Source organism: Nocardioides sp. (assembly GCA_037045645.1).
In the GTDB taxonomy this organism is placed as follows: domain Bacteria; phylum Actinomycetota; class Actinomycetes; order Propionibacteriales; family Nocardioidaceae; genus Nocardioides.
Genome location: JBAOIH010000001.1, coordinates 1169339 through 1190206 on the forward strand (window position 1 = coordinate 1169339; position 20868 = coordinate 1190206).

Here is a 20868-nt window from a genome sequence, read left to right on the forward strand (position 1 = left end):
GACGGATCTGACCAACCCAGCGTGCTCCCTCGCCGCTTCGGCCTGTTCGTCCTGGTCTTCGCGGTCTGCTATGTCAGCGACGTGCTCAGCAAGATCGTCGCGGTGCATCGGCTCGAGCCCGGTCACAGTGTCGAGATCGTGGGCGATTTCTTCACTCTCTATTTGATCCGCAACCCGGGCGCGGCCTTCAGCATGGGCGAGCGGTTCACGGTGTTCCTCAGTTGCCTGGCTGTCGTGGCGACCGTGGTGGCATGGCGCTTCGCCTGGCTGACTCGCCACCGAGGGTGGGCCGTGGGCATCGGGCTTGTGGGTGCCGGAGTGCTCGGAAATCTCACCGATCGCCTGTTGCGTGAGCCGGGACCGATGCGCGGCCACGTGGTCGACTTCTTCCGGTTGCCCAACTGGCCGATCTTCAACGTCGCCGATATCTGCATCAATGTGGGTGCCGGGCTGATCTTGCTGCTGGCCCTGCGCGGCATCTCGTACGACGGGACGCGCGAGGAATCGGCCGGCTCCGCGAAGGAGGGCGACGCGTGAGCGAACAACGCACCGTGCTGGTACCCGACGGATTGGCCGGCGAGCGTGTCGACGCCGCCTTGGCTCGGATGTTCGGCTTCTCGCGCACCCGTGCGGCCGAACTCGTGGCCGAGGGGCACGTCGCCGTCGACGGTGCCCAGGTGGTCAAGAGTCATCGAGTCGCCAGCGGCGCCATGCTGGATGTGACGATTCCCGACGTGGCCGATCCGGTGACGGTGGTTCCGGAGATCGTAGAGGGCATCCGGATCATCCACGACGATGATGCGTTGGTCGTGATCGACAAGCCGGTCGGCGTGGCGGTGCACCCGTCGCCGGGGTGGAACGGCCCAACTGTGGTCGGCCACCTGGTCGCCGCGGGCTTTCGGATCGCCACCAGTGGTGCCTCCGAACGCCAAGGGATCGTGCAGCGTCTGGACGTGGGCACGTCGGGTGTGATGGTGATCGCCAAGGGCGAGCGAGCGTACTCCGTACTCAAGAACGCCTTCCGGCACCGCACCGTCGACAAGACCTATCACGCTCTTGTGCAGGGGCACCCGGATCCCTGGCAGGGCACCATCGACGCACCCATCGCGCGACATCCCAAGCACGACTACAAGATGGCGGTGATGTCGGGTGGGCGCCACAGCGTGACGCACTACGAGACGCTGGAGGCGCACCGCTTCGCCAGCCTGTTGGAAGTGCACCTGGAGACGGGACGTACCCACCAGATTCGCGTGCACATGAGCGCGCTCCACCACCCGTGCGTGGCTGACTTCCACTACGGCGCCGATCCGGTGCTGGCCAAGCGTGTCGGACTTGAACGGCAGTGGTTGCACGCGGTCAAACTCGGCTTCTTGCACCCCGAGACGGGGGAGTACGTCGAGTACGAGTCGCCTTATCCCGACGACCTCGCCCACGCGCTCGAAGTCATCCGTGCCGCCGACTGACCAGACCCCGGACCTCACGCTCAGGCCGGCGCAGTCTGGCGACCTGGCCCAGGTCGCGGATGTTTTCATCAGTGCCCGGCGTGCCGCCGCACCGCAGATGCCGCCATTCGTACGGCCCGACGATCAGGTGCGCGCGTGGGTGCAGGCGTGGGACCTGACGCAGTACGACGTGTGGGTCGCCGAGCGCGACAGCGCGGTCGTGGGCTTGGCGAGGATGAAGGACGACTGGCTCGACGACCTCTATGTGGACCCGCGCCATCAACACGTGGGGATCGGGACTGCGCTGCTCGAGGTGGCGAAGGCTCTTCGACCTGGTGGTTTCTGCCTGTGGGTGTTCGAGTCCAATGCACCCGCGCGTGGGTTCTACCGTCGCCGCGGTCTGCTGGAGTTGGAGCGTACGGACGGCTCGGCCAACGAAGAGCGCAGCCCCGATGTCAAGATGGCCTGGCCAGGTGTGCCGGGCTGGACTCGCACGCGATGATGCACGTCACCCGAGCCGCGGGGGGTGCGGCCCGGGCGACGAGGAAGGTGTCTCAGAGGCTGCCGTTGATCGGGCCAACCTGCCAGTTGTTCAAAGTTGCGCTGAAAGTGAACGACGCGGTCGAGACGGCCGAGCAGGTGACGCTGTTCGTCGGGTCGAGCCAATCCAGGAACGTGACGGAGTAACTCACCTGCATCGTGGCCAGGTGGTACTTGGCGCGGAGCAGGCCCAAGTCTCCGTAGAAGTCGGTGAATGGGTGGCCAGACGTCACAGTCCCCGCAACGGAGATCGCGCCACCTGAGCCGTTGATCACCGGGGAGCCGCCAGCGCTCTGGGTGAAGGTGAAGGGCAATGTCGCCCCGTCGCTGCCGACGATGGTGATGCCGGTGATGGTCACATAGAAGCCGGTGGAGTTTGCGGGTGCCTGGGCCTGGTTGACCGTGTAGGCGCCGAAGTTCAGTTGGAGCAGCTCCTGCGTCGAGTTCAACGCGGCGAGGTTGTACGACGGGGCGCTGCCAGACACGGGCACCAGCACGGCCCCCGGGTCTGGCGGGCACGGACCACGCGGCGCCCTTGGCGACGGAGCGGCGGGAAAGGGAGGTCATCGGGGGCCTTTCGAGAGTACGTCTGAGATAAGGTTCCGGTCGTGTAACACGGTGTTTGCACTGCAAGTTGCACGAGCAGTGTGCGGTATGTGACGGAAGAAGTCCGCATTCGTTACGTCGAATTCATCGGTTTGTGAGCAGGGTCACTTAGGAGTCTTTCTACGGTCTCTCCGGGTCAACGCATCACCCCACCGTCGCGGTGGCCGAGGCGTGCCTTGTCGGTCGTGGCTGACACACTGACGTAGGCTGATCGCTCTTCCCCTTTCAGTGCCGTACGGACCCTCGCGCGGCGCCGCTGATCAGTCAGCAACGCCCTGCTCCAGCGACCCAGGAAAGGTGCGGATCACCCTCGATGTCCGTCGGCTCCAAGGACGATTTCGTCCACCTGCACGTGCACACCGAGTACTCCATGCTCGACGGCGCCTCGCTTCTCGAACGGGTTGTTCAGCCGCACCAGCGACCTCGGCATGTCGGCGATCGCCATGACCGACCACGGCAACCTGCACGGGGCGTACGACTTCTACAGCAAGGCACGCCAGCACGGCGTCAAGCCGATCATCGGGATCGAGGCGTATGTCACGCCCGGCACCCAGCGTGGTGAGCGCCGCCGCGTGCGGTGGGGACAGGGGGATCTCGCCGAAGAGGGCGGCAACGACGTCGCGGGCGGCGGGGCGTACACCCACATGACGATGTGGGCCGAGGACACCACCGGCATGCACAACCTCTTCCGGCTGTCGTCGCGCTCCAGCCTGGAGGGCTACTTCTACAAACCGCGCATGGACAAGGAGATCCTCGCCGAGCACAGCTCAGGGCTGATCGTGAGCACTGGGTGTCCCAGCGGTGCGATCCAGACGCGACTGCGCCTGGGACAGTACGACGAGGCGGTGCGCGAGGCGGGCGAGCTCCAAGAGATCTTCGGTCGTGACAACGTCTTCTTGGAGTTGATGGATCACGGGATCGACATCGAGAAGCGGGTCCGAGACGACCTGCTGCGCCTTGGCAAGCAGATGGGCATCGCGCCGATCGCGACCAACGACTCGCACTACAACAACCCCGAGGACGCCGACGCCCACGATGCGCTGATCTGCGTCGCGTCCGGCAAGCGGCTGTCCGATCCCAATCGGTTGAAGTTCGACGGGGGCGGCTACTACATCAAGTCGGCCGCCGAGATGCGGGAGTTGTGGGCCGGGCGCTTCGGCATGCCCGAGGCGTGCGACAACACGCTGGCGATCGCCGAACGCTGCGAGGTCGAGTTCACCGAGTCCACCGGTGGCTACATGGCCCGCGCGGACGTCCCGGCGGGCGAGACCGAGGAGTCGTGGTTCCGTCACGAGGTGTGGCGCGGCATCGAGGCGCGTTATCCCGGTGAGTTGACCACCGACGCGGTTCGCGAGCGTACGGAACTCGAACTCGCCGTGATCAGCCAGAAGGGCTACTGCGGCTACTACCTGGTGGTCGCCGACTTCATCAACTGGGCCAAGGACAACGGCATCCGGGTCGGCCCCGGTCGCGGTTCAGGTGCGGGCTCGATCGCGGCGTACGCCCTGCGGATCACCGACCTGTGTCCGCTGGAACACGGATTGTTCTTCGAACGGTTCCTCAATCCCGAGCGACCCTCGATGCCCGACTTCGACATCGACTTCGACGACGCACGTCGTGGCGAGGTGATCACCTACGTCTCGCAGAAGTACGGCGCCGACCGGGTCGCCCAGATCGCCACCTTCGGCAGGCTGAAGGCCAAGGCGGCCATCAAGGACGCTGCGCGCGTCCTCGACCACGGATTCGCGATCTCCGACCGGATCACCAAGGCGTTGCCCGCCGATGTGATGGGCAAAGGCGTCCCGCTCCGCGAGATCTTCAATGCCGACCACAAGCGCTACAACGACGGTGGCGAGTTCCGCACGCTGCACAGCCAGGACCCCGACGTCCGGACGATCTATGACACTGCGCTCGGCCTGGAAGGCCAGATCCGCAACTGGGGCGTGCACGCCGCCGGCGTGATCATGTCGAGCGAGCCGCTGATCGACATCGTGCCGATCATGTCCCGACCGCAAGACGGCGCGGTCATTACGCAGTTCGACTATCCGATGTGCGAGTCGCTCGGCCTGGTCAAGATGGACTTCCTCGGGCTTTCCAACCTGCGGATCCTCGAAGACGCGCTGGTCAATATCGAGGCGAATCGAGGCGAGAGGATCGTCCTCGAGGAACTCCCATTCGACGATCGCTCGACGTACGCGCTGATGGGACGCGGCGACACCCTCGGTGTCTTCCAGCTCGATGGTTCGGGCATGCGCTCACTGCTGCGGTCGATGCAGCCCGACGAGTTCGCCGACATCACGGCCGTGAGCGCCCTCTATCGCCCCGGCCCGATGGGCGCGGACTCGCACAACAAGTACGCACGTCGCAAGAACGGCCGGGAGCCGATCGAGCCGATCCACCCGGCGCTGGCCGAGGCTCTGGAGCCGGTGCTGGGGGAGACGTACGGCCTGATCGTGTATCAGGAGCAGGTGATGGCGATCGCCCAGGTGCTGGCCGGCTTCACGCTCGGCGCGGCCGACAACCTGCGCCGCGCGATGGGCAAGAAGAAGAAGGACGAACTCGACAAGCAGTACGCCGGGTTCCGCGACGGCATGCTGGAGCGCAACTTCCCCCAGAAGGCGATCGACACGCTGTGGGGGATCCTGCTCCCGTTCTCCGACTACGCGTTCAACAAGTCGCACTCGGCGGCGTACGGCGTCATCACCTATTGGACCGCCTACCTCAAGGCCAACTACCCGACCGAATACATGGCTGCGCTCCTCACCTCGGTGAAGGACGACAAGGACAAGATGGCGATCTATCTCAACGAATGTCGCCGGATGAAGATCCAGGTGCTCCCGCCGGATGTCAACGAGTCGCACGCCAACTTCACGCCGGTCGGGCGTGACATCAGGTTCGGTCTCACCGCGATCCGCAACGTCGGTGGCAACGTGGTCGAGGGCATCGTCGGTGCGCGCGAGGACAAGAGCCGCTTCCTCGACTTCAACGACTTCATGGAGAAGGTGCCTGCGCTGGTGTGCAATAAGCGCGTCATCGACTCCCTCATCAAGGCGGGCGCTTTCGACGATATGAAGCACCAGCGTCGAGCGCTGGTCGCGATCCACGAACTCGCGGTGGATCAGTTCGTCGACATCAAGCGGAACGAGGCGATCGGACAAGACTCCCTCTTCGGAGCATTCGATGACGACGACGCCGGTTTCGGCGTTTCAGTCGCGATCCCCGACATAGAAGAGTGGGACAAGATGACGCTGCTGGGTCACGAGCGCGACATGCTCGGGCTGTATGTGTCCGACCACCCGCTGCTGGGGCTCGAACATGTGCTCTCGCAAGGCACCGACTGCACGATCGGTCAACTGATCGCGGACGAGGATCGCGCCGACGGCACTCCGGTGACCGTCAGTGGGCTGGTCACCAGCGTCCAGCGCAAGATCAACAAGCGGGGCGACACCTGGGCGATCGTCACCCTGGAGGACCTCGAAGGCGCCATCAACATCCGGTTCTTCGCGTCGTCCTATCAACTTGCGGCCACCCACCTGGTCCCCGATGCGATCTTGACGGTGAAGGGCATCTTCCGCCGTGAGGAGGATCAGCCGTCGATGACCGGCCAGCAGGTCTCCTTGCCCGACCTGACCGATGGCCCGAGCGGACCGGTGACGATCAGTCTGCCCTCGACGAGATGTACGCCGCCTGTGGTGGAACGGCTCAAGGAGGTCTTGCGTACGCATCCGGGCGTCACGGAGGTGCGGTTGCGCCTCCTCACGCGCACCGGCACCACCGTGCTCAAGCTCGACGAGGGGTTGCGGGTGAAGCCCAGTCCTGCGCTGTTCGCCGACCTCAAACAGTTGCTGGGTCCGGGATGCTTGGGCGCGTGAGGACGAGATCGCCCCGACGCGAATGGCTGAGCGTCGTCGTGGTGGCGGTGGTCTTGGCTACTCTGACCGCCCTGGTGTGGGTGACGCTTTGGACCCCACCCACCGGGTTCGCCTGGCAAGGCAGGTTCCTGCTTGATTCCTCCGGGCTTCGCGCGGACGTGGACGGCACCGCGCTGTATGTGCTGTGCGCGGTGGGTGGTGGGGTGCTCCTGGGGGTGTTCGCTGCATTCCAAGCCCACGAGCCGCGGCTGACGCTGACGGCCGTCTTGGTCGGGGCGGGGCTGGCTGCCGTGCTGATGGTGGCGTGGGGCCACCAATTGGAGCCGCTCGACGCCGCGCGCCTGGCGAAGTCCGCGGCCGACGGCACGAAGATGAGCGGCGACCTGACGGTCGTGGGTCGTGCGCCGCTGCTGGCCTGGCCGATCTCGGCCCTGGCCTCCTACCTGCTGCTGGTGCTGTGGCTTACACCCCGTGATCGTGCGGTGGCACCCGAGTCAGTCCTTGCCGACGGGCGCGATGACGGCTGAGGTCAGCCGTACCAGGTCGGCCGGTGCGATCTCGAGATCCAAGCCGCGACGGCCCGCGGAGACGAAGATCGTGTCGAAGAGGTCGACGGTCTCGTCGAGGACCGTACGCAGCGCGCGCTTTTGACCCAGCGGGGAGATCCCACCGGCGACATAGCCGGTGACCCGCTCGGCCCGGCTGACCTCGGCCATCACGGCTCGGCTGCCGCCGAGCGTCCTGGCCAGGGCTTTGAGGTCGAGCTGGCCGGAGACGGGGACGACCGCGACCACCAGTTCGCCGTCGAGCTCGGCGAGCAAAGTCTTGAACACCCGCTCGGGTTCCAGCCCGAGCGCGTGGGCGGCTTCGAGACCGAAGGAGGTGGCGCGCGGATCGTGGTCGTAGTCGTGGAGGGCGAAGTCCGCACCCGCCGCGATCAGTGCTGCGGTCGCCGGCGTACCCCCACTCCTGGAGCGTTTGGCCATCTCGCCGCCTAGTTGGGGGACCAGCGGGTGCGGGCGATCTCCGTGGCCGGTAGCGAGGGGATCACGTTCATCGCGCGCAACTCCTCGCGCAACAGCTCGGTGACCAGCACCAGCCGTTCCAGCGCGTCGTCGGACTCCAACAACGCCTGCCGTTCGGGCATCGGCAGGGGCGCGACGGCGGCCAGAGTCCAGGAGAGGTAGGTCGGGTCCGTCGGCAGATTTCCTGGATGCGGATCGCCGCGGAAGGGTGCGACAGCAACCCGGAACGCCTCGAACATCGCAAGTGCTTGTTCGACCACCTCGTCCGGCACCGAGGCGGCGCGTGCGTCCGGCAGCACCTCGACCTCTCCCGCCGGGAAGTCGCCACTGGTCTGCAGCCGATCGAGCCGCATTCGATCGCGGCCCACGGCCACGATGTCGAAGGTGCCGTCGGGATTGCGGGAGATCTCGGTCAGTTGCATCCGGGTGCCGACGCGAAACAGTGACTGGGCACCGTGCTCGCCGACCTCGTAGCCCTCGCGGATGCACACGGACCCGAAGAGGCGTTGGGCGGGATCGGGTTCGCGCAGCAGGTGGTGGATCAGTGCGCGGTAGCGGTCCTCGAAGACGTGAAGCGGCACGACAAGTCCGGGAAAGAGCACCGTGTTGAGCGGGAACATCGGCAGCGCGGTGGTCACGAGATCACCTCCTGATGGTCAACGTAGCCGTTCCACGTGTTGTCCCTGGTCAGGGCCAGGTCTCGGCGGTTCGTAGAATCGAGCGGTGATCCGCCGCCTCGACATCAGGGGCTCTGCTGCGTCGGCGCAGGGCCCGCTCGACTACCGCGCCATCGTGCCGCGCGCGGACTTCGACGTCGAGGCGGCGACCCATCAGGTGCGGCCCGTGTTGGAGGCGGTGCGTACGCGTGGTGTGGCGGCGATCCGGGAGTTCACGGCGACGTTCGACGGTGTGGATCTCGGCGACATCCGGGTGCCCGCAGGTGCGCTGACCGACGCGCTCTCCGCCCTCGACTCATCCGTGCGCGCGGCCTTGGAGGAATCGATCCGACGGCTGCGTACGACCTGCGAGGCCGACCTGGAACGCGAGGCTGAGCACCGCATCGAGGTGGCTCCCGGCGCGGTGGTGACCCACCGGTCTGTGCCGGTCGACCGGGTGGGGCTCTACGTTCCCGGCGGGCTGGCGCCCCTGGTGTCGACGGTCGTGATGAACGTGGTGCCCGCGCAGGTCGCCGGTGTGCCCTCGATCGCGCTGTCCAGTCCGCCGCAGCAGGAGTCCGGCCTTCCCGACCCGACGGTGCTGGCGGCCTGTGCGCTCCTCGGTGTGGACGAGGTCTATGCCGTCGGGGGCGCCCAGGCGATCGCGATGTTCGCCTATGGCGCAGCGGAGTGCCGACCGGTGAACCTGGTCATCGGTCCCGGCAACCTCTATGTCACGGCCGCCAAACGGTTGTTGCGTGGCCTGGTCGGGATCGACTCCGAGGCCGGGCCGAGCGAGATCGCGATCCTCGCCGACGACTCGGCCATCGCAGCGTACGTCGCCGCGGACCTGCTGACCGAGGCCGAACACGGCGGCACGTCCGCGTCGCTGCTCGTAACCGACTCGGAGACTCTGGCCGACGAGGTGAGCGCCGAGTTGGACAGGCAGGTCGCCGCTACGCGACACAGTGAGCGGATCGCCGACGCACTCGGTGGTCACCAGTCCGCGATCGTGTTGGTGGACGATGTCGCGCAGGGACTGGAGGTCGTCAACGCGTACGCCTCCGAGCACCTGGAGATCCACACCCGTGACGCCGCCAGTGTGGCCGCGCACGTCCGCAATGCCGGTGCGATCTTCCTCGGCCCGTGGTCCCCGGTCGCGGTCGGCGACTACTGCGCCGGCTCCAATCACGTGCTGCCGACGGCCGGCTGCGCGTGCCACTCGTCCGGGCTCTCGGTGCGCTCGTTCCTCAAGGCGATCCACGTCGTCGACTACACCCGAGATGCCCTCGCCGAGGTGGCCGACCACGTCCGGGTGCTCGCGGAGGCCGAGGACCTGCCGGGTCACGGTTCCGGCGTGACGATCCGGTTCGACGCATGAGTGCTGCCGCCTGGCCGCCCATCCGGCCCGAACTCGTGGGCATCGAGCCGTACGGGGCGCCACAGTTGGACGTGCCGGTGCAACTCAACGTGAACGAGAACCCGTACGCGCCGAGCGCCGCCTGCGCAGCCGACATCGCACAGGCCGCCGGGGAGGCCGCGACCACGCTGAATCGCTACCCGGACCGGGAGTTCGTAGCGCTGCGCGAGAGTCTGGCGCGTTATCTGAGCGCGGATACGACCTCGACGATCACACCCGAGATGGTGTGGGCAGCCAACGGGTCCAACGAGGTGATGCTGCAACTGCTGCAGGCATTCGGGGGTCCCGGGCGCACCGCCGTGAGCTTTGCGCCGACGTACTCGATGTATCCCGAGTACGCCCGCGACACCCACACCCGCTGGGTCACCGGCCGCCGCGACGACGACTTCGCGATCGACCTCGGCGCGGCACGTGCCTTGGTCGAGTCCGAATCGCCGAGCGTCATCCTGCTGCCGTCGCCGAACAATCCCACCGGCACCGCGCTGCCGCTCGACGCGGTCACCGTGTTGTGCGAGGCGATGGGCGAGCAGGGGATCGTGGTCGTCGACGAGGCGTACGGCGAGTTCCGGCGCGACGGCGTACCAAGTGCGCTCGACCTGTTGTCGCAACACCGCAATCTCGTCGTGACGCGCACGATGAGCAAAGCCTTCGCTCTGGCGGGTGCCCGACTGGGATATCTGGCCGCCGATCCCGCGATCTGCGACGCGATCCGGGTGGTGCGGCTGCCGTACCACCTATCGGCGGTGACGCAGGCGACTGCGCTGGCGGCGCTGCGTCACACTTCTGAGTTGTTGGGCAATGTCGACGCACTGCGGCGCGAGCGCGATCACTTGGTGACCTGGCTGCGCCAGCGCTTCTATGAGGTCGCGGACTCCGACGCCAACTTCGTGCTCTTCGGTCCGTTCCCCGACCGGCATGCGATCTGGCAGGGGTTGCTCGACCGAGGAGTGTTGATCCGTGAGACCGGGCCGGACGGCTGGTTGAGGGTGTCGGTCGGTACGCCGGACGAGATGGGATCATTCAAGCAAGCCCTGGTCGCGGTCGATGCCGCGCGTCAGGACCCGGCAACCACGCAGGAGACATGATGAGCCGCACCGCGACCGTCGAGCGCACCACCTCGGAGTCGAAGGTCCACGTGAGCGTCAATCTCGACGGCACCGGACGCACCGAGATCACCACGGGCGTGGCCTTCTATGACCACATGCTCACCGCGCTGGGGCGGCACTCACTGATCGACCTCACCGTGCACGCCAACGGCGACACCCACATCGACGCTCACCACACGGTCGAGGACACCGCGATCGTGCTCGGGCAGGCGATCCGGGAGGCTCTCGGGGACAAGGCCGGGATCGTGCGCTACGGCGACGCGACCGTGCCGCTCGACGAGGCACTGGCGCAGGCCGTGGTGGACGTGTCGGGACGTCCCTACTGCGTATGCACCGGCGAACCCGAGGGACAGATCTATGCGCTGATCGGTGGCAACGGTCCGAATGGTGCGCCTTATCAGGGCTCACTGACCCAGCACGTCTTCGAGTCGCTGGCGTTCCACGCCCAGATCTGCCTGCACGTACGCCTGCTCGCAGGCCGCGACCCGCACCACATCGTCGAGGCGCAGTTCAAGGCGGTCGCGCGCGCCCTGCGGACGGCGATCGCGCTCGACCCCCGCGAGACCGGCGTACCGTCGACGAAGGGCGCCTTGTGAGCGTTGCTGGTGGTTTCGAGACGGCGCCTCGCAGGTCAACCACCACCGGGACCGCGGGTGGTTTCGAGGCGGCGCCTCGCAGGTCAACCACCACCGAGACCACCGGTGGTTTCGAGAGGGCGCCTCGCAGGTCAACCACCACCGAGACCACCGGTGGTTTCGAGACGGCGCCTCGCAGGTCAACCACCACCGAGACCCCCGATGGTTTCGAGAGGGCGCCTCGCAGGTCAACCACCACCGAGACCACCGGTGGTTTCGAGACGGCGCCTCGCAGGTCTAGCACCACCGGGACCACCGGTGGTTTCGAGAGGGCGCCTCGCAGGTCAACCACCACCGAGACCACCGGTGGTTTCGAGACGGCGCCTCGCAGGTCTACCACCACCGAGACCACCGGTGGTTTCGAGACGGCGCCTCGCAGGTCAACCACCACCGAGACCACCGGTGGTTTCGAGAGGGCGCCTCGCAGGTCAACCACCACCGAGACCACCGGTGGTTGAGGAGTGAACGAAGTGAACGTCTCGAAACCACGCGTCATCGTCCTCGACTACGGCTCGGGCAACGTCCGCTCGGTCGTACGCGCGGTGGAGCGTGCCGGAGCAGCCGTCACCCTCACGTCCGACCGGCAGGCTGCCCTGGATGCCGACGGGCTCGTCGTGCCGGGCGTGGGGGCTTACGAGGCGTGCATGCGCGGACTGCGCGCCGTACGAGCCCCCGAGGTGATCGGCCGTCGTCTAGCCGGCGGTCGAGCGGTGCTCGGGATCTGTGTCGGCATGCAGGTGCTCTTCGATCGCGGGGTCGAGCATGGCGTCGAGTCCGAGGGATGCGGCGAATGGCCAGGCGTCGTGGAGCGACTCCAGGCCGACGTCGTACCGCACATGGGCTGGAACACCGTCGCGGTGCCGGACGGGACGACTGCTTTCGCAGGCGTCGAGGACCAACGCTTCTACTTCGTGCATTCCTATGCCGCGCGCTCCTGGGACCTGGTGACCAATGACCGTACCCGTGCCCCCTTGGTGACCTGGGCCGAGCACGGGGGCGACCGCTTTGTGGCCGCGGTGGAGAACGGTCCACTGTGGGCAACCCAGTTCCACCCGGAGAAGTCCGGTGACGCCGGGGCCGCTCTGCTGCGCAACTGGGTGCAGACCCTCGTCGGTGGTTGAGGCGTGGCCGGCTAGCCGGTGCGTAGCGGGTTGAGGGGTGGGGTTTCCCAGGGTGCGTAGTTGCAGCCGGTGGAGACCGGGATCGGTGGTTGAGGAGCGAGCGTGAGCGAGCGTCTCGAAACCACGCAGCACGCGCACGGGGGAAGTGGTTTCGAGACGGCGCTACGCGCCTCCTCAACCACCGGGGAGTGTGGTTTCGAGACGCGCCTGCGGCGCTCCTCAACCACCGGGGCTTCGTGCCTCCTCATCGACCGGGAGACCCGAGATCGGTTCTGAGCCAAGGAGTCACCAAATCTGGCCGAGGGGTCACAACCGGCTTGCCCTAGGCTCGTGGCCGTGAGCACGAAGACGGCGTTTGTCACCGGAGCAGCACAAGGGATCGGGCGAGCCACTGCCGAGGCGCTGCTCTCACGCGGGTGGCGCGTGGGGGCGTACGACGTCGACACCGCCCGCCTGGAGGAGTTCGCGAGGAACAACCCGTACGCGAACCGCCTGATCGTCGCCGAACTCGATGTCACCGATCCGGTCGGCTGGCAGACCGCGCTCACGACGCTGTGCGGCGACGGCGGGCTCGACCTGCTGCACAACAACGCCGGGATCCTCACGCCCGGCAACTTCGAGGACGTGCCGCTGGCTCGGCACCGCGAGATCCTGGAGGTGAACGTGCTCGGGGTCGTCAACGGAGCCCACACGGCGCTGCGCTACCTCAAACGCAACCGCGGGTTGATGGTCAACATGTGCTCGGCGTCGGCGATCTATGGCCAACCTGAACTCGCGTCCTACTCGGCCAGCAAGTTCGCCGTACGCGGTCTCACCGAGGCGCTCGAACTCGAGTGGTCGCAACATGGGGTGGGCGTACGCGACCTCTGGCCGCTGTTCGTGAACACGGCGATGGTCGACGGCATGGACACCAGTTCGTCCAGGAGCCTGGGCATCAAACTCACCGTCGACGACGTGGTGGACGAGTTGTTGGCACTGATCGACGATCACGAGAAGGCCGGACCGCGCCGGCGGGCGCCCTGGCTGCGATCGGTGCACCGCCCGGTCGGCCGACAGGCCAAAGTCCTCGGTGCGCTTGCGCAAGTCTCGCCCACCTGGGTCAACCGTGCGTCCAACAAACTCATCTCGAAGCTCTGAAACTCCCGGATACCCAACTCGACGGGCAGCCAGGCACACCTCAACGCCTAGTGAGACCCAACTCAACGGCGCGGGGGAGGGGACCTACGATCAGGCATCGTGAGCGCCTACCTCGAACTCCTGCCGGCCGTCGACGTCAAGGGCGGTCAGGCCGTCCAACTCGTGCAGGGCGTTGACGGCTCGGAGCAGCGATTCGGGGACCCCGTCGAGGCCGCCCTGCGCTGGCAGCAGGCGGGCGCCGAATGGATCCACCTGGTGGACCTGGACGCTGCTTTCGGCCACGGCCACAACCGAGAATTGCAGGCTGAGATCGTCGGCCGTCTCGACATCCAGGTCGAGATGAGCGGCGGCATCCGCGACGACGAGTCGCTCGAAGCGGCGATGGCCACCGGCTGCCGTCGCGTCAACATCGGCACGGCCGCGCTGGAGTCCCCCGAGTGGTGCGCCAAGGCGATCGCGACGTACGGAGATCGGGTCGCGGTCGGCCTCGACGTCCGCGGTCGTACGCTCGCCGCCCGGGGCTGGACTCGTGAGGGCGGCGACCTCTACGAGACGCTGGCCCGCCTGGACTCCGAAGGGTGCGCGCGCTATGTCGTCACGGACGTCAACAAGGACGGCATGCTCCAGGGGCCCAATCTGCAACTGCTTCGCGACGTGTGCGCGGCCACGGACAAGCCGGTGGTCGCCAGCGGCGGTGTGACCACGCTCGACGACATCCGCGCCCTGATGGGCTTGGTCGCCGACGGTGTCGAGGGCGCGATCGCGGGCACGGCGCTCTACACCGGCCAGTTCACGCTAGTGGACGCGCTGGCGCTGACGAGGGGCTGACTCCGTGCACTTCAGCGAGTTCCACACCAGGTTGGCGGCGTACGCGCTGATCCTCGACGACCAGGGGCGCGTGCTGCTGACCTGGTGGAATGGCGAGGGTCGCTTCGATCCTGCCTGGACGCTGCCCGGCGGTGGCATCGACTTCGACGAGGCGCTGCGAGACGGGCTGGTACGCGAGGTCCGTGAAGAGACCGGCTACGACATCGAGGTGGGCGAGATGCTGGCCGACCACTTCTTCACGCGCAGCCCGAACAAGATCTTCGACGGCTGGTTCCGCTCGCAGCGTTTCGTGTACGCCGCCGAGATTGTCGGTGGCGAACTCGGCACGCTGGAGGTCGGCGGCTCCACGGACTTCGCCCGTTGGGTGTCGCTCGACGAGTTGCTCACCGGGGGCGAGCCGAGGACTGAGATCGTCGACGTCGCTCTCGCCGCCCGACGTTAGGTTGCGTGTCGTGTCCCTTGCAGTCCGCGTGATCCCGTGCCTCGACGTCGATTCGGGGCGTGTCGTCAAAGGCGTCAACTTCGAGGGCCTACGGGATGCGGGCGATCCCGTCGAGTTGGCCCGGAAGTATGACGCGGAAGGGGCGGACGAACTCACCTTCCTCGACATCTCCGCCTCGCATCAGGGTCGGGCGACGACGTTGGAGATCGTGTCGCGCTGTGCCGAAGAAGTCTTCATCCCACTCACGGTCGGTGGCGGCATTTCGACAGTCGAGGACGTCGACCGACTGCTGCGTGCCGGGGCCGACAAGATCGCCGTCAATACCGCCGCCATCCACCGCCCCGACCTGGTGAAGGAGATTGCCGACCGCTTCGGCAACCAGGTGCTCGTACTCTCCGTGGACGCTCGCCGGTGCGTCGATGATCGAGCCGAGTCGAGGCCCGCCTCCGGGTTCGAGGTCACCACCCATGGCGGCCGAAAGGCGGCTGGTCTCGACGCGATCGAGTGGGCGACGCGTGCTGTCGAGCTCGGTGCCGGGGAGATCCTGCTCAACGCCATGGACGCGGACGGCACCCGAGATGGCTTCGACCTCGAATTGATCGAGGCGGTACGCCGTGAGGTCACCGTCCCCGTGATCGCCAGTGGAGGTGCAGGGAGAGTCGAGCACTTCCCGCCCGCGGTCGCCGCCGGCGCGGATGCCGTACTCGCCGCCAGCGTCTTCCACTTCGGGACGCTGTCGATCGGCGACGTCAAGGCCGGTCTGGCGGCGGCCGGGCACCCCGTCCGCCGCTAGCGATGCACCACTGATTCGCCCACTGTCGGGGCAGCCACCTAACCTCGGACGAGTGACGGAGACGACCGGCGGGACGACCACAGCCGGCTTCAAGGTCCTCGGCGTGGCGATCCGGCGCGAGCCGGGCATCTTCGTGCTGTCCACGATCGGCAGCATCCTCTTCGGCGCCCTCACCGTCGCCGATGCCTGGGTGTTGGGCTGGTCCACCGACCACGTGATCGTGCCCGCCTTCCGCGACGGCGAGATCGGCCCCAGCATGCTCTGGGCGGTCGTGGGACTCTTCGTGGCCGTGGCGATTCTGCGAGCCGTCGGCATCGTGGCCAGGCGATTGGGCGCGGGGATCATGCAATACCGAATGCAGGCACATTCGCGCCGCGCGGTCACCCGGCAATACCTCCGGCTGCCGATGGAGTGGCACCAGCGTCACCCGACGGGACAACTGCTCAGCAATGCCTATTCCGACGTGGAGGCAGCCTGGGCGCCGATCGCGCCGCTGCCGATGGCCGTCGGCACGGTCGTGATGATGGTGATCGCCATCGTGCAGATGCTGCTCGCCGACGTCGTGATGGCGCTGGTCGGGCTGCTCGTGTTCCCGTTGGTCGTCGTGGTCAACATCATCTTCCAGCGGCTCGCCTCCCCACAGTGGACCAAGGCCCAGGAGTTGCGCGCCGAGGTCTCCGAGATCGCCCACGAGTCCTTCGACGGCGCGATGGTCGTCAAGACCCTCGGTCGGGAGGGCGAGGAGACGCAGCGCTTCCTTCGCAAGGCCCACGAGTTGCGCGACGTGAACATCAAGGCGGGCCGGATCCGAGCCGCATTCGACCCGATCCTGGCCAGCCTGCCGAGCCTCGGCGTCCTCGTCGTGCTCGCCGTGGGAGTCCAGCGCGTGCTTACGGGCGCCACCGACGCCGGAGACGTGGTCACCGTCGCCTACCTGTTGACGATCGTGTCCTTCCCGATCCGTTCGCTGGGCTGGTTGATGGGGGAGTTCCCACGCAGCGTCGTGGGCTACCGGCGCACCAAGTCCGTCCTCGACGCCACCGGTGCGATGCCCTTCGGCGATCGTGACCTCGCCAGCACCGGTCGCGGCGCCGCGCTGCGCATCGAGGGGCTGGGCTACGCGTACGCCCCGGCCAACCCGCTGCTGACCGACGTCTCCTTCGAGGTCGAGCCCGGACGCACCGTCGCCCTCGTCGGGCCGACCGCCTCGGGCAAGTCCACCCTGACCAACCTGATGATGCGCCTCGTCGATCCCGACCGCGGACGGATCCTCGTCGACGACGTCGACCTGCGCGACCTGGCCAACGGTGCGTTGGCGGGATCGGTCGCGGTCGTGTCGCAGACCGCGTTCCTCTTCGACGACACGGTGCGGGGCAACGTCACCTTGGGTGCGGCGATGACCGACGACGACGTCTGGGCCGCGTTGCGTGCCGCTCAGGCCGAGGAGTTCGTACGCGCGCTTCCGGACGGGCTGGACACCAGCCTGGGGGAGCGCGGCACCTCCTTGTCCGGCGGGCAGCGGCAGCGGATCTCGCTGGCGCGAGCTCTCGTACGCAAGCCGCGGCTGCTGATCCTCGACGACGCCACCTCCGCAGTCGACCCCGAGGTCGAGGCGCGAATCCTGGCGAGTCTGCGCGCGGGCGGCTCGGATTCGACCCTGGTCGTGGTGGCCTACCGCAAGGCCACCATCGCCTTGGCCGACGAGGTGATCCACCTCGACGACGGGCGGGTACAGGCGCGCGGCACCCACGCCGAACTCCTCGCCACCTCGCCCGACTACGCCCACCTCGTCAACGCCTACGAACAGGCCGCGTACGAGGAGAACCCGTCCAAGCAGGAGGTGGCCCGATGACGACTTCGGCGGGCACACAGTTGGACAGCGGCGAGGAGATGGGCGCCTTCGAGACGCTGCGACGCGGCGTGGCGATCTCACCCGAACTCAAAGAGGGTGTCGGCTTCACCCTCGTCCTGGCGGTCGTGGCGGCGATGGGTCAGATCGTGGTCCCGGTCGCCGTCCAACAGACACTCGACCGCGGACTCAACGGTCCGGGAGGCCCGGACCTGTCGTTCGTAGCCTGGATGGGAGTGCTGTGCGCCGTCGCCATCGGCGTCACCAGCGCCGCCTCCTATCTGATGACCTCACGGCTCTTCACGACCTCCGAGCGCGGGCTCGCGACATTGCGGATCAAGGCGTTTCGCCACGTCCACGACCTGCCGCTGCTGACGCAGAACACCGAGCGCCGTGGCGCGCTGGTCTCCCGGGTCACCACCGACGTCGACCAGGTGAGCCAGTTCCTGGTTTTCGGCGGCCTGATCTTCGTCGTCAGCGTCGGGCAGATGCTGGTGGCGACCGTCGTGATGGTGATCTATTCCTGGCAGCTCGCGCTCGTGGTCTGGGTCTGCTTCGCGCCGCTGTTCTTGTCGATCCGCTATTTCCAGCGCAAGCTCTCGGCCGCCTATTCGGTCGTACGCCGCCAGGTCGGGGTGTTGCTCTCCGCGATCAGCGAGCCCGTCGTCGGCGCGGCCGTCGTGAAGTCGTACGCCGTCCAGGACCGCACCCAACGACGCATCGACGACGCGATCGACGCCTACCAGTCCGCCAGTGTCCGGGCGCAGAAGTTCACGGTGTTCTCCTTCAGCCTCGGGGGCATCAGCGCGGGCCTGGCCAACGCCGGCGTGATCGTGATCGGCGTGCTGCTGGGTCTGGCAGGGGATATGACAGCCGGGCGCATCCTGGCCTTCGCGTTCCTGGTCACGCTCTTCGTGGGCCCGGTCCAGATGGGCACCCAGATCCTCACCGACGCCCAGAATGCGATCGTCAGCTGGCGTCGGGTGATCGGCATCCTGGAGACCCCTGCTGATCTGGTGGATCCGGGTCCGGACGGCGTCACGCTCCCGCGCGGGCCGATCGACGTGACCTTCGACCGCGTGCAGTTCGCCTACCCCGGCGGGCCGCCGGTCCTGACCGACGTCGACCTCCATCTCGACGCGGGCACCCGTGTCGCCATCGTGGGGGAGACGGGCTCGGGCAAGTCCACGTTCGCCAAACTGCTTACCCGACTGATGGACCCGGTCGCCGGGGCGGTCCGACTCGACGGCGTCGACCTGCGCGAGATCGCGCACGAGAGCTTGCGCAAATCGGTCGTGTTGGTGCCGCAGGAGGGATTCCTCTTCGACGACACGATCGCGGCCAACGTCCGGTACGGCCGACTGGCGGCCAGCGCCGAGGAGATCCACGAGAGCGCCGCGGCGCTCGGCCTGGGTGACTGGCTGGCCGGACTCCCGCACGGCATCGACACGGTGGTCGGCCAACGCGGCGAGTCACTCAGCGCCGGAGAGCGGCAACTGGTCGCCCTGCTGCGAGCCCACCTGGCCGACCTCGACCTGCTCGTCCTCGACGAAGCCACCAGCGCGGTCGACCCATCGTTGGAGATGCGGATCGGGCGGGCTCTCGAGAGCCTGATGACCGGGCGTACGAGCGTCACGATCGCGCACCGACTCTCGACCGCAGAGGCCGCGGACGAGGTGATCGTGGTGGACAAGGGACGCGTAGTGCAGCGCGGCCCGCACGCCGAGCTCGTACGACAGGTGGGCTCGCCCTACGCCGGGTTGCACGCATCCTGGGTGGCCCAGCAGGAGCTTTCGTGAGCGCCGGCGAGCAGCCACCGAGTGACAGGGACAATGGGGTCGTGAGCAACCTCGACCCGGCCATCGCCGCGCGCCTGAAGCGCACCGAACACGGGCTCGTCCCCGCGATCGTGCAGCAGTACGACACCGGCGAGGTGCTGATGCTGGCCTGGATGGACGACGAGGCGCTGCACCGCTCCTTGACGACACGCAAGGCGACGTACTGGTCGCGCAGTCGACAGTCCTATTGGGTCAAAGGTGAGACCTCCGGGCATCACCAGGCGGTACGGGAGATCAGTCTCGACTGCGATGGCGACACCGTGCTGGTGAAGGTCGACCAGACCGGCGCGGCCTGCCATACCGGTGACCTCACCTGTTTCGATGCCGACGTGTTGTGGGCGGCGGGCCTCGATGACTGAGCGTCGCGCCACCTTCCTGCCCGTCGCCGCGACGGGGGTCATTTCGGCTGTCGCCGCGGCGTACGCCGGGTCGAAGCCATGGGCCGAATCGCCGGCCCCTTCTCCGCACACGATCACGACGCCCGTGATCACCGACGCCCCCCAGGTGACCGCGGTGGCGCTCGTGCTGTTGGCCGCGTGGGGTCTGCTCCTCTTCACCGGAGGTCGGCTGCGCGGCATCGCGGCGTGGGTCGCGGCGTTGGCCGGCGCCGGACTGATTGCGTCCGTCCTCCATGCGCGGTTGACCCTGGAAGCCACGACGTGGACGCACTGGTTCCTCGTGGCCGCGGTGACGTCGGCGACTGCCTGCGCCGCGGCCGTGATGGCCGCACTCTGGGCGCGGCAGTGGCCCGAGATGGGGCGCAAGTACGACAACCCCTCTGGTGCCGTCGGTCCACCTGATGAGGACCAGTCCAATCTCGACATCTGGAAAGCACTCGACGAGGGTCGCGACCCGACCAGCTGATCCGCCGCGCGACCACTACACTGATCTCGCACATCCCGAGCACAGACCAGGAGCATCCATGTCCCACCACGGCAACACCCCGGCCGCCTGGACCGGCGTCACCATCGCCATGCTCGGGTTCGTGATCGGTGGGATCGCCTTGATGTTGACTCCGATCAACCTGCCGATCTTCTGGGTCGGTGTCGTCTTGGGTGTGATCGCGCTGCCGGTCTTCATGGTGATGAACAAGATGGGTTATGGCGACTGAGGTCCAGCCCAGTCCGCCCGCGTGGTCGACGCCCCCACGCTGGCGCCGGGTGGTCGCGCCGCTGGCGACCATAGGCACCCTGGCAGCCGCCACCCTCGCGCTGCATCTGCGCGACCCGCACGTGCAGCACAGTTGGGGCTTCTGCCCGCTCTTTGCCATGACGGGTCTCTACTGCCCCGGTTGCGGTGGCCTGCGTGCGACCAACGATCTGTCGAACGCCGACCTGCTCGGCGCCATGCAGTCCAACCTGCTGTTCGTACTGTTCGTGCCCGTGATCGTGTGGGCACTGCTGGGTTGGACCCGCGCTCGCTGGCAGGGCCGGACGTACGACCCCCCGGTGCTCGGCTCGGAACGCTTCGCCTACCTGACCTTGGGTTTGCTGCTCGTGTTCTTCGTGCTGCGCAATCTCCCGGGATTCGACTGGCTCAACCCCTGAGCCGCCTGGCT

Annotated in this window: 22 protein-coding genes and 1 pseudogene; 20 read left to right on the forward strand and 3 right to left on the reverse strand. The window is 67.3% G+C overall.

Going from position 1 to position 20868, the window contains the following annotated elements:
* Positions 1–21 precede the first annotated feature (21 nt).
* From lspA to V9G04_05770, 3 genes are read left to right on the forward strand one after another with little or no spacing between them, the layout of a single operon-like run.
* The gene (gene lspA / locus V9G04_05760) at positions 22–537 is read left to right on the forward strand and encodes a signal peptidase II (protein ID MEI2712800.1); all 516 of its coding nucleotides are present in this window, start codon (positions 22–24) and stop codon (positions 535–537) included.
* A complete protein-coding gene (locus tag V9G04_05765; protein ID MEI2712801.1) occupies positions 534–1463 on the forward strand; it encodes an RluA family pseudouridine synthase in 930 nt (309 codons plus the stop codon). The genes lspA and V9G04_05765 overlap by 4 nt, the downstream gene beginning before the upstream one ends.
* Positions 1450–1944, forward strand: coding sequence for a GNAT family N-acetyltransferase (locus tag V9G04_05770; GenBank protein MEI2712802.1), 495 nt, complete (start codon positions 1450–1452; stop codon positions 1942–1944). Before V9G04_05765 ends, V9G04_05770 begins: the two co-directional genes overlap by 14 nt.
* Positions 1945–1996: 52 nt before the next feature.
* On the opposite strand, the gene V9G04_05775 is transcribed toward V9G04_05770, so the two are convergent.
* Positions 1997–2479, reverse strand: a complete 483-nt coding sequence (locus tag V9G04_05775) for a hypothetical protein (GenBank protein ID MEI2712803.1) — start codon at positions 2477–2479, stop codon at positions 1997–1999.
* A 422-nt stretch (positions 2480–2901) separates the two neighbouring features.
* Between V9G04_05775 and dnaE the strand changes: the two are divergent.
* Both dnaE and V9G04_05785 read left to right on the forward strand, forming a co-directional pair.
* Positions 2902–6460: pseudogene (dnaE, locus tag V9G04_05780) on the forward strand (DNA polymerase III subunit alpha).
* A 53-nt stretch (positions 6461–6513) separates the two neighbouring features.
* A complete protein-coding gene (locus V9G04_05785; GenBank protein MEI2712804.1) occupies positions 6514–6987 on the forward strand; it encodes a hypothetical protein in 474 nt (157 codons plus the stop codon).
* Here V9G04_05785 and ybaK read toward each other — a convergent pair.
* Together ybaK and V9G04_05795 are read right to left on the reverse strand one after the other, a co-directional pair.
* A complete protein-coding gene (gene ybaK / locus V9G04_05790; GenBank protein ID MEI2712805.1) occupies positions 6955–7446 on the reverse strand; it encodes a Cys-tRNA(Pro) deacylase in 492 nt (163 codons plus the stop codon). The two genes, V9G04_05785 and ybaK, sit on opposite strands and share 33 nt — an antisense overlap.
* Before the next feature lie 8 nt (positions 7447–7454).
* Entirely contained in the window at positions 7455–8123 is a 669-nt protein-coding gene (locus V9G04_05795; GenBank protein ID MEI2712806.1) for an LON peptidase substrate-binding domain-containing protein, read from the reverse strand.
* 103 nt (positions 8124–8226) lie between these two features.
* Here V9G04_05795 and hisD point away from each other — a divergent pair, with 103 nt between their 5' ends.
* From hisD to V9G04_05870, 15 genes are all read left to right on the forward strand, one after another.
* Positions 8227–9522, forward strand: a complete 1296-nt coding sequence (hisD, locus tag V9G04_05800) for a histidinol dehydrogenase (protein ID MEI2712807.1) — start codon at positions 8227–8229, stop codon at positions 9520–9522.
* Positions 9519–10646, forward strand: a complete 1128-nt coding sequence (locus tag V9G04_05805; protein ID MEI2712808.1) for a histidinol-phosphate transaminase — start codon at positions 9519–9521, stop codon at positions 10644–10646. The genes hisD and V9G04_05805 overlap by 4 nt, the downstream gene beginning before the upstream one ends.
* On the forward strand, positions 10646–11263 hold the full coding sequence (gene hisB, locus V9G04_05810) for an imidazoleglycerol-phosphate dehydratase HisB (GenBank protein MEI2712809.1): 618 nt from the start codon (positions 10646–10648) through the stop codon (positions 11261–11263). Before V9G04_05805 ends, hisB begins: the two co-directional genes overlap by 1 nt.
* A gap of 509 nt (positions 11264–11772) precedes the next feature.
* Positions 11773–12423, forward strand: a complete 651-nt coding sequence (gene hisH, locus V9G04_05815) for an imidazole glycerol phosphate synthase subunit HisH (GenBank protein ID MEI2712810.1) — start codon at positions 11773–11775, stop codon at positions 12421–12423.
* Between the two features lie 102 nt (positions 12424–12525).
* A complete protein-coding gene (locus V9G04_05820; GenBank protein MEI2712811.1) occupies positions 12526–12699 on the forward strand; it encodes a hypothetical protein in 174 nt (57 codons plus the stop codon).
* A gap of 60 nt (positions 12700–12759) precedes the next feature.
* A complete protein-coding gene (locus V9G04_05825; protein ID MEI2712812.1) occupies positions 12760–13560 on the forward strand; it encodes an SDR family oxidoreductase in 801 nt (266 codons plus the stop codon).
* 99 nt (positions 13561–13659) lie between these two features.
* Positions 13660–14388 (forward strand): bifunctional 1-(5-phosphoribosyl)-5-((5-phosphoribosylamino)methylideneamino)imidazole-4-carboxamide isomerase/phosphoribosylanthranilate isomerase PriA, encoded by a 729-nt coding sequence (gene priA, locus V9G04_05830; protein ID MEI2712813.1) that lies wholly within the window; start codon positions 13660–13662, stop codon positions 14386–14388.
* A 4-nt stretch (positions 14389–14392) separates the two neighbouring features.
* Complete coding sequence (locus tag V9G04_05835) at positions 14393–14830, forward strand: NUDIX hydrolase (protein MEI2712814.1); 438 nt, start codon at positions 14393–14395, stop codon at positions 14828–14830.
* Positions 14831–14840: 10 nt separating this feature from the next.
* Complete coding sequence (hisF, locus tag V9G04_05840; protein MEI2712815.1) at positions 14841–15623, forward strand: imidazole glycerol phosphate synthase subunit HisF; 783 nt, start codon at positions 14841–14843, stop codon at positions 15621–15623.
* 52 nt (positions 15624–15675) lie between these two features.
* Positions 15676–17475: an ABC transporter ATP-binding protein gene (locus V9G04_05845; protein ID MEI2712816.1), complete on the forward strand. Its 1800-nt coding sequence runs from the start codon at positions 15676–15678 to the stop codon at positions 17473–17475.
* The gene (locus V9G04_05850; protein MEI2712817.1) at positions 17472–19271 is read left to right on the forward strand and encodes an ABC transporter ATP-binding protein; all 1800 of its coding nucleotides are present in this window, start codon (positions 17472–17474) and stop codon (positions 19269–19271) included. Before V9G04_05845 ends, V9G04_05850 begins: the two co-directional genes overlap by 4 nt.
* Before the next feature lie 41 nt (positions 19272–19312).
* Positions 19313–19669 (forward strand): phosphoribosyl-AMP cyclohydrolase, encoded by a 357-nt coding sequence (gene hisI, locus V9G04_05855; protein MEI2712818.1) that lies wholly within the window; start codon positions 19313–19315, stop codon positions 19667–19669.
* Positions 19662–20174 carry a Trp biosynthesis-associated membrane protein gene (locus tag V9G04_05860; protein ID MEI2712819.1) on the forward strand — a complete coding sequence of 171 codons (513 nt, stop codon included), beginning with the start codon at positions 19662–19664 and terminating at the stop codon, positions 20172–20174. The genes hisI and V9G04_05860 overlap by 8 nt, the downstream gene beginning before the upstream one ends.
* A 58-nt stretch (positions 20175–20232) precedes the next feature.
* Positions 20233–20421, forward strand: coding sequence for an HGxxPAAW family protein (locus V9G04_05865; GenBank protein ID MEI2712820.1), 189 nt, complete (start codon positions 20233–20235; stop codon positions 20419–20421).
* A complete protein-coding gene (locus tag V9G04_05870) occupies positions 20411–20857 on the forward strand; it encodes a DUF2752 domain-containing protein (GenBank protein ID MEI2712821.1) in 447 nt (148 codons plus the stop codon). Before V9G04_05865 ends, V9G04_05870 begins: the two co-directional genes overlap by 11 nt.
* Positions 20858–20868: the final 11 nt, after the last annotated feature.

Excerpts from the sequence above, each read along its gene's own strand:
- ybaK (MEI2712805.1), bottom strand. The coding sequence starts at position 7,446 with ATGGCCAAACGCTCCAGGAGTGGGGGTACGCCGGCGACCGCAGCACTG.
- V9G04_05805 (MEI2712808.1), top strand. The coding sequence starts at position 9,519 with ATGAGTGCTGCCGCCTGGCCGCCCATCCGGCCCGAACTCGTGGGCATC.
- hisB (MEI2712809.1), top strand. The coding sequence starts at position 10,646 with ATGAGCCGCACCGCGACCGTCGAGCGCACCACCTCGGAGTCGAAGGTC.
- V9G04_05850 (MEI2712817.1), top strand. The coding sequence starts at position 17,472 with ATGACGACTTCGGCGGGCACACAGTTGGACAGCGGCGAGGAGATGGGC.
- V9G04_05860 (MEI2712819.1), top strand. The coding sequence starts at position 19,662 with ATGACTGAGCGTCGCGCCACCTTCCTGCCCGTCGCCGCGACGGGGGTC.
- V9G04_05865 (MEI2712820.1), top strand. The coding sequence starts at position 20,233 with ATGTCCCACCACGGCAACACCCCGGCCGCCTGGACCGGCGTCACCATC.
- V9G04_05870 (MEI2712821.1), top strand. The coding sequence starts at position 20,411 with ATGGCGACTGAGGTCCAGCCCAGTCCGCCCGCGTGGTCGACGCCCCCA.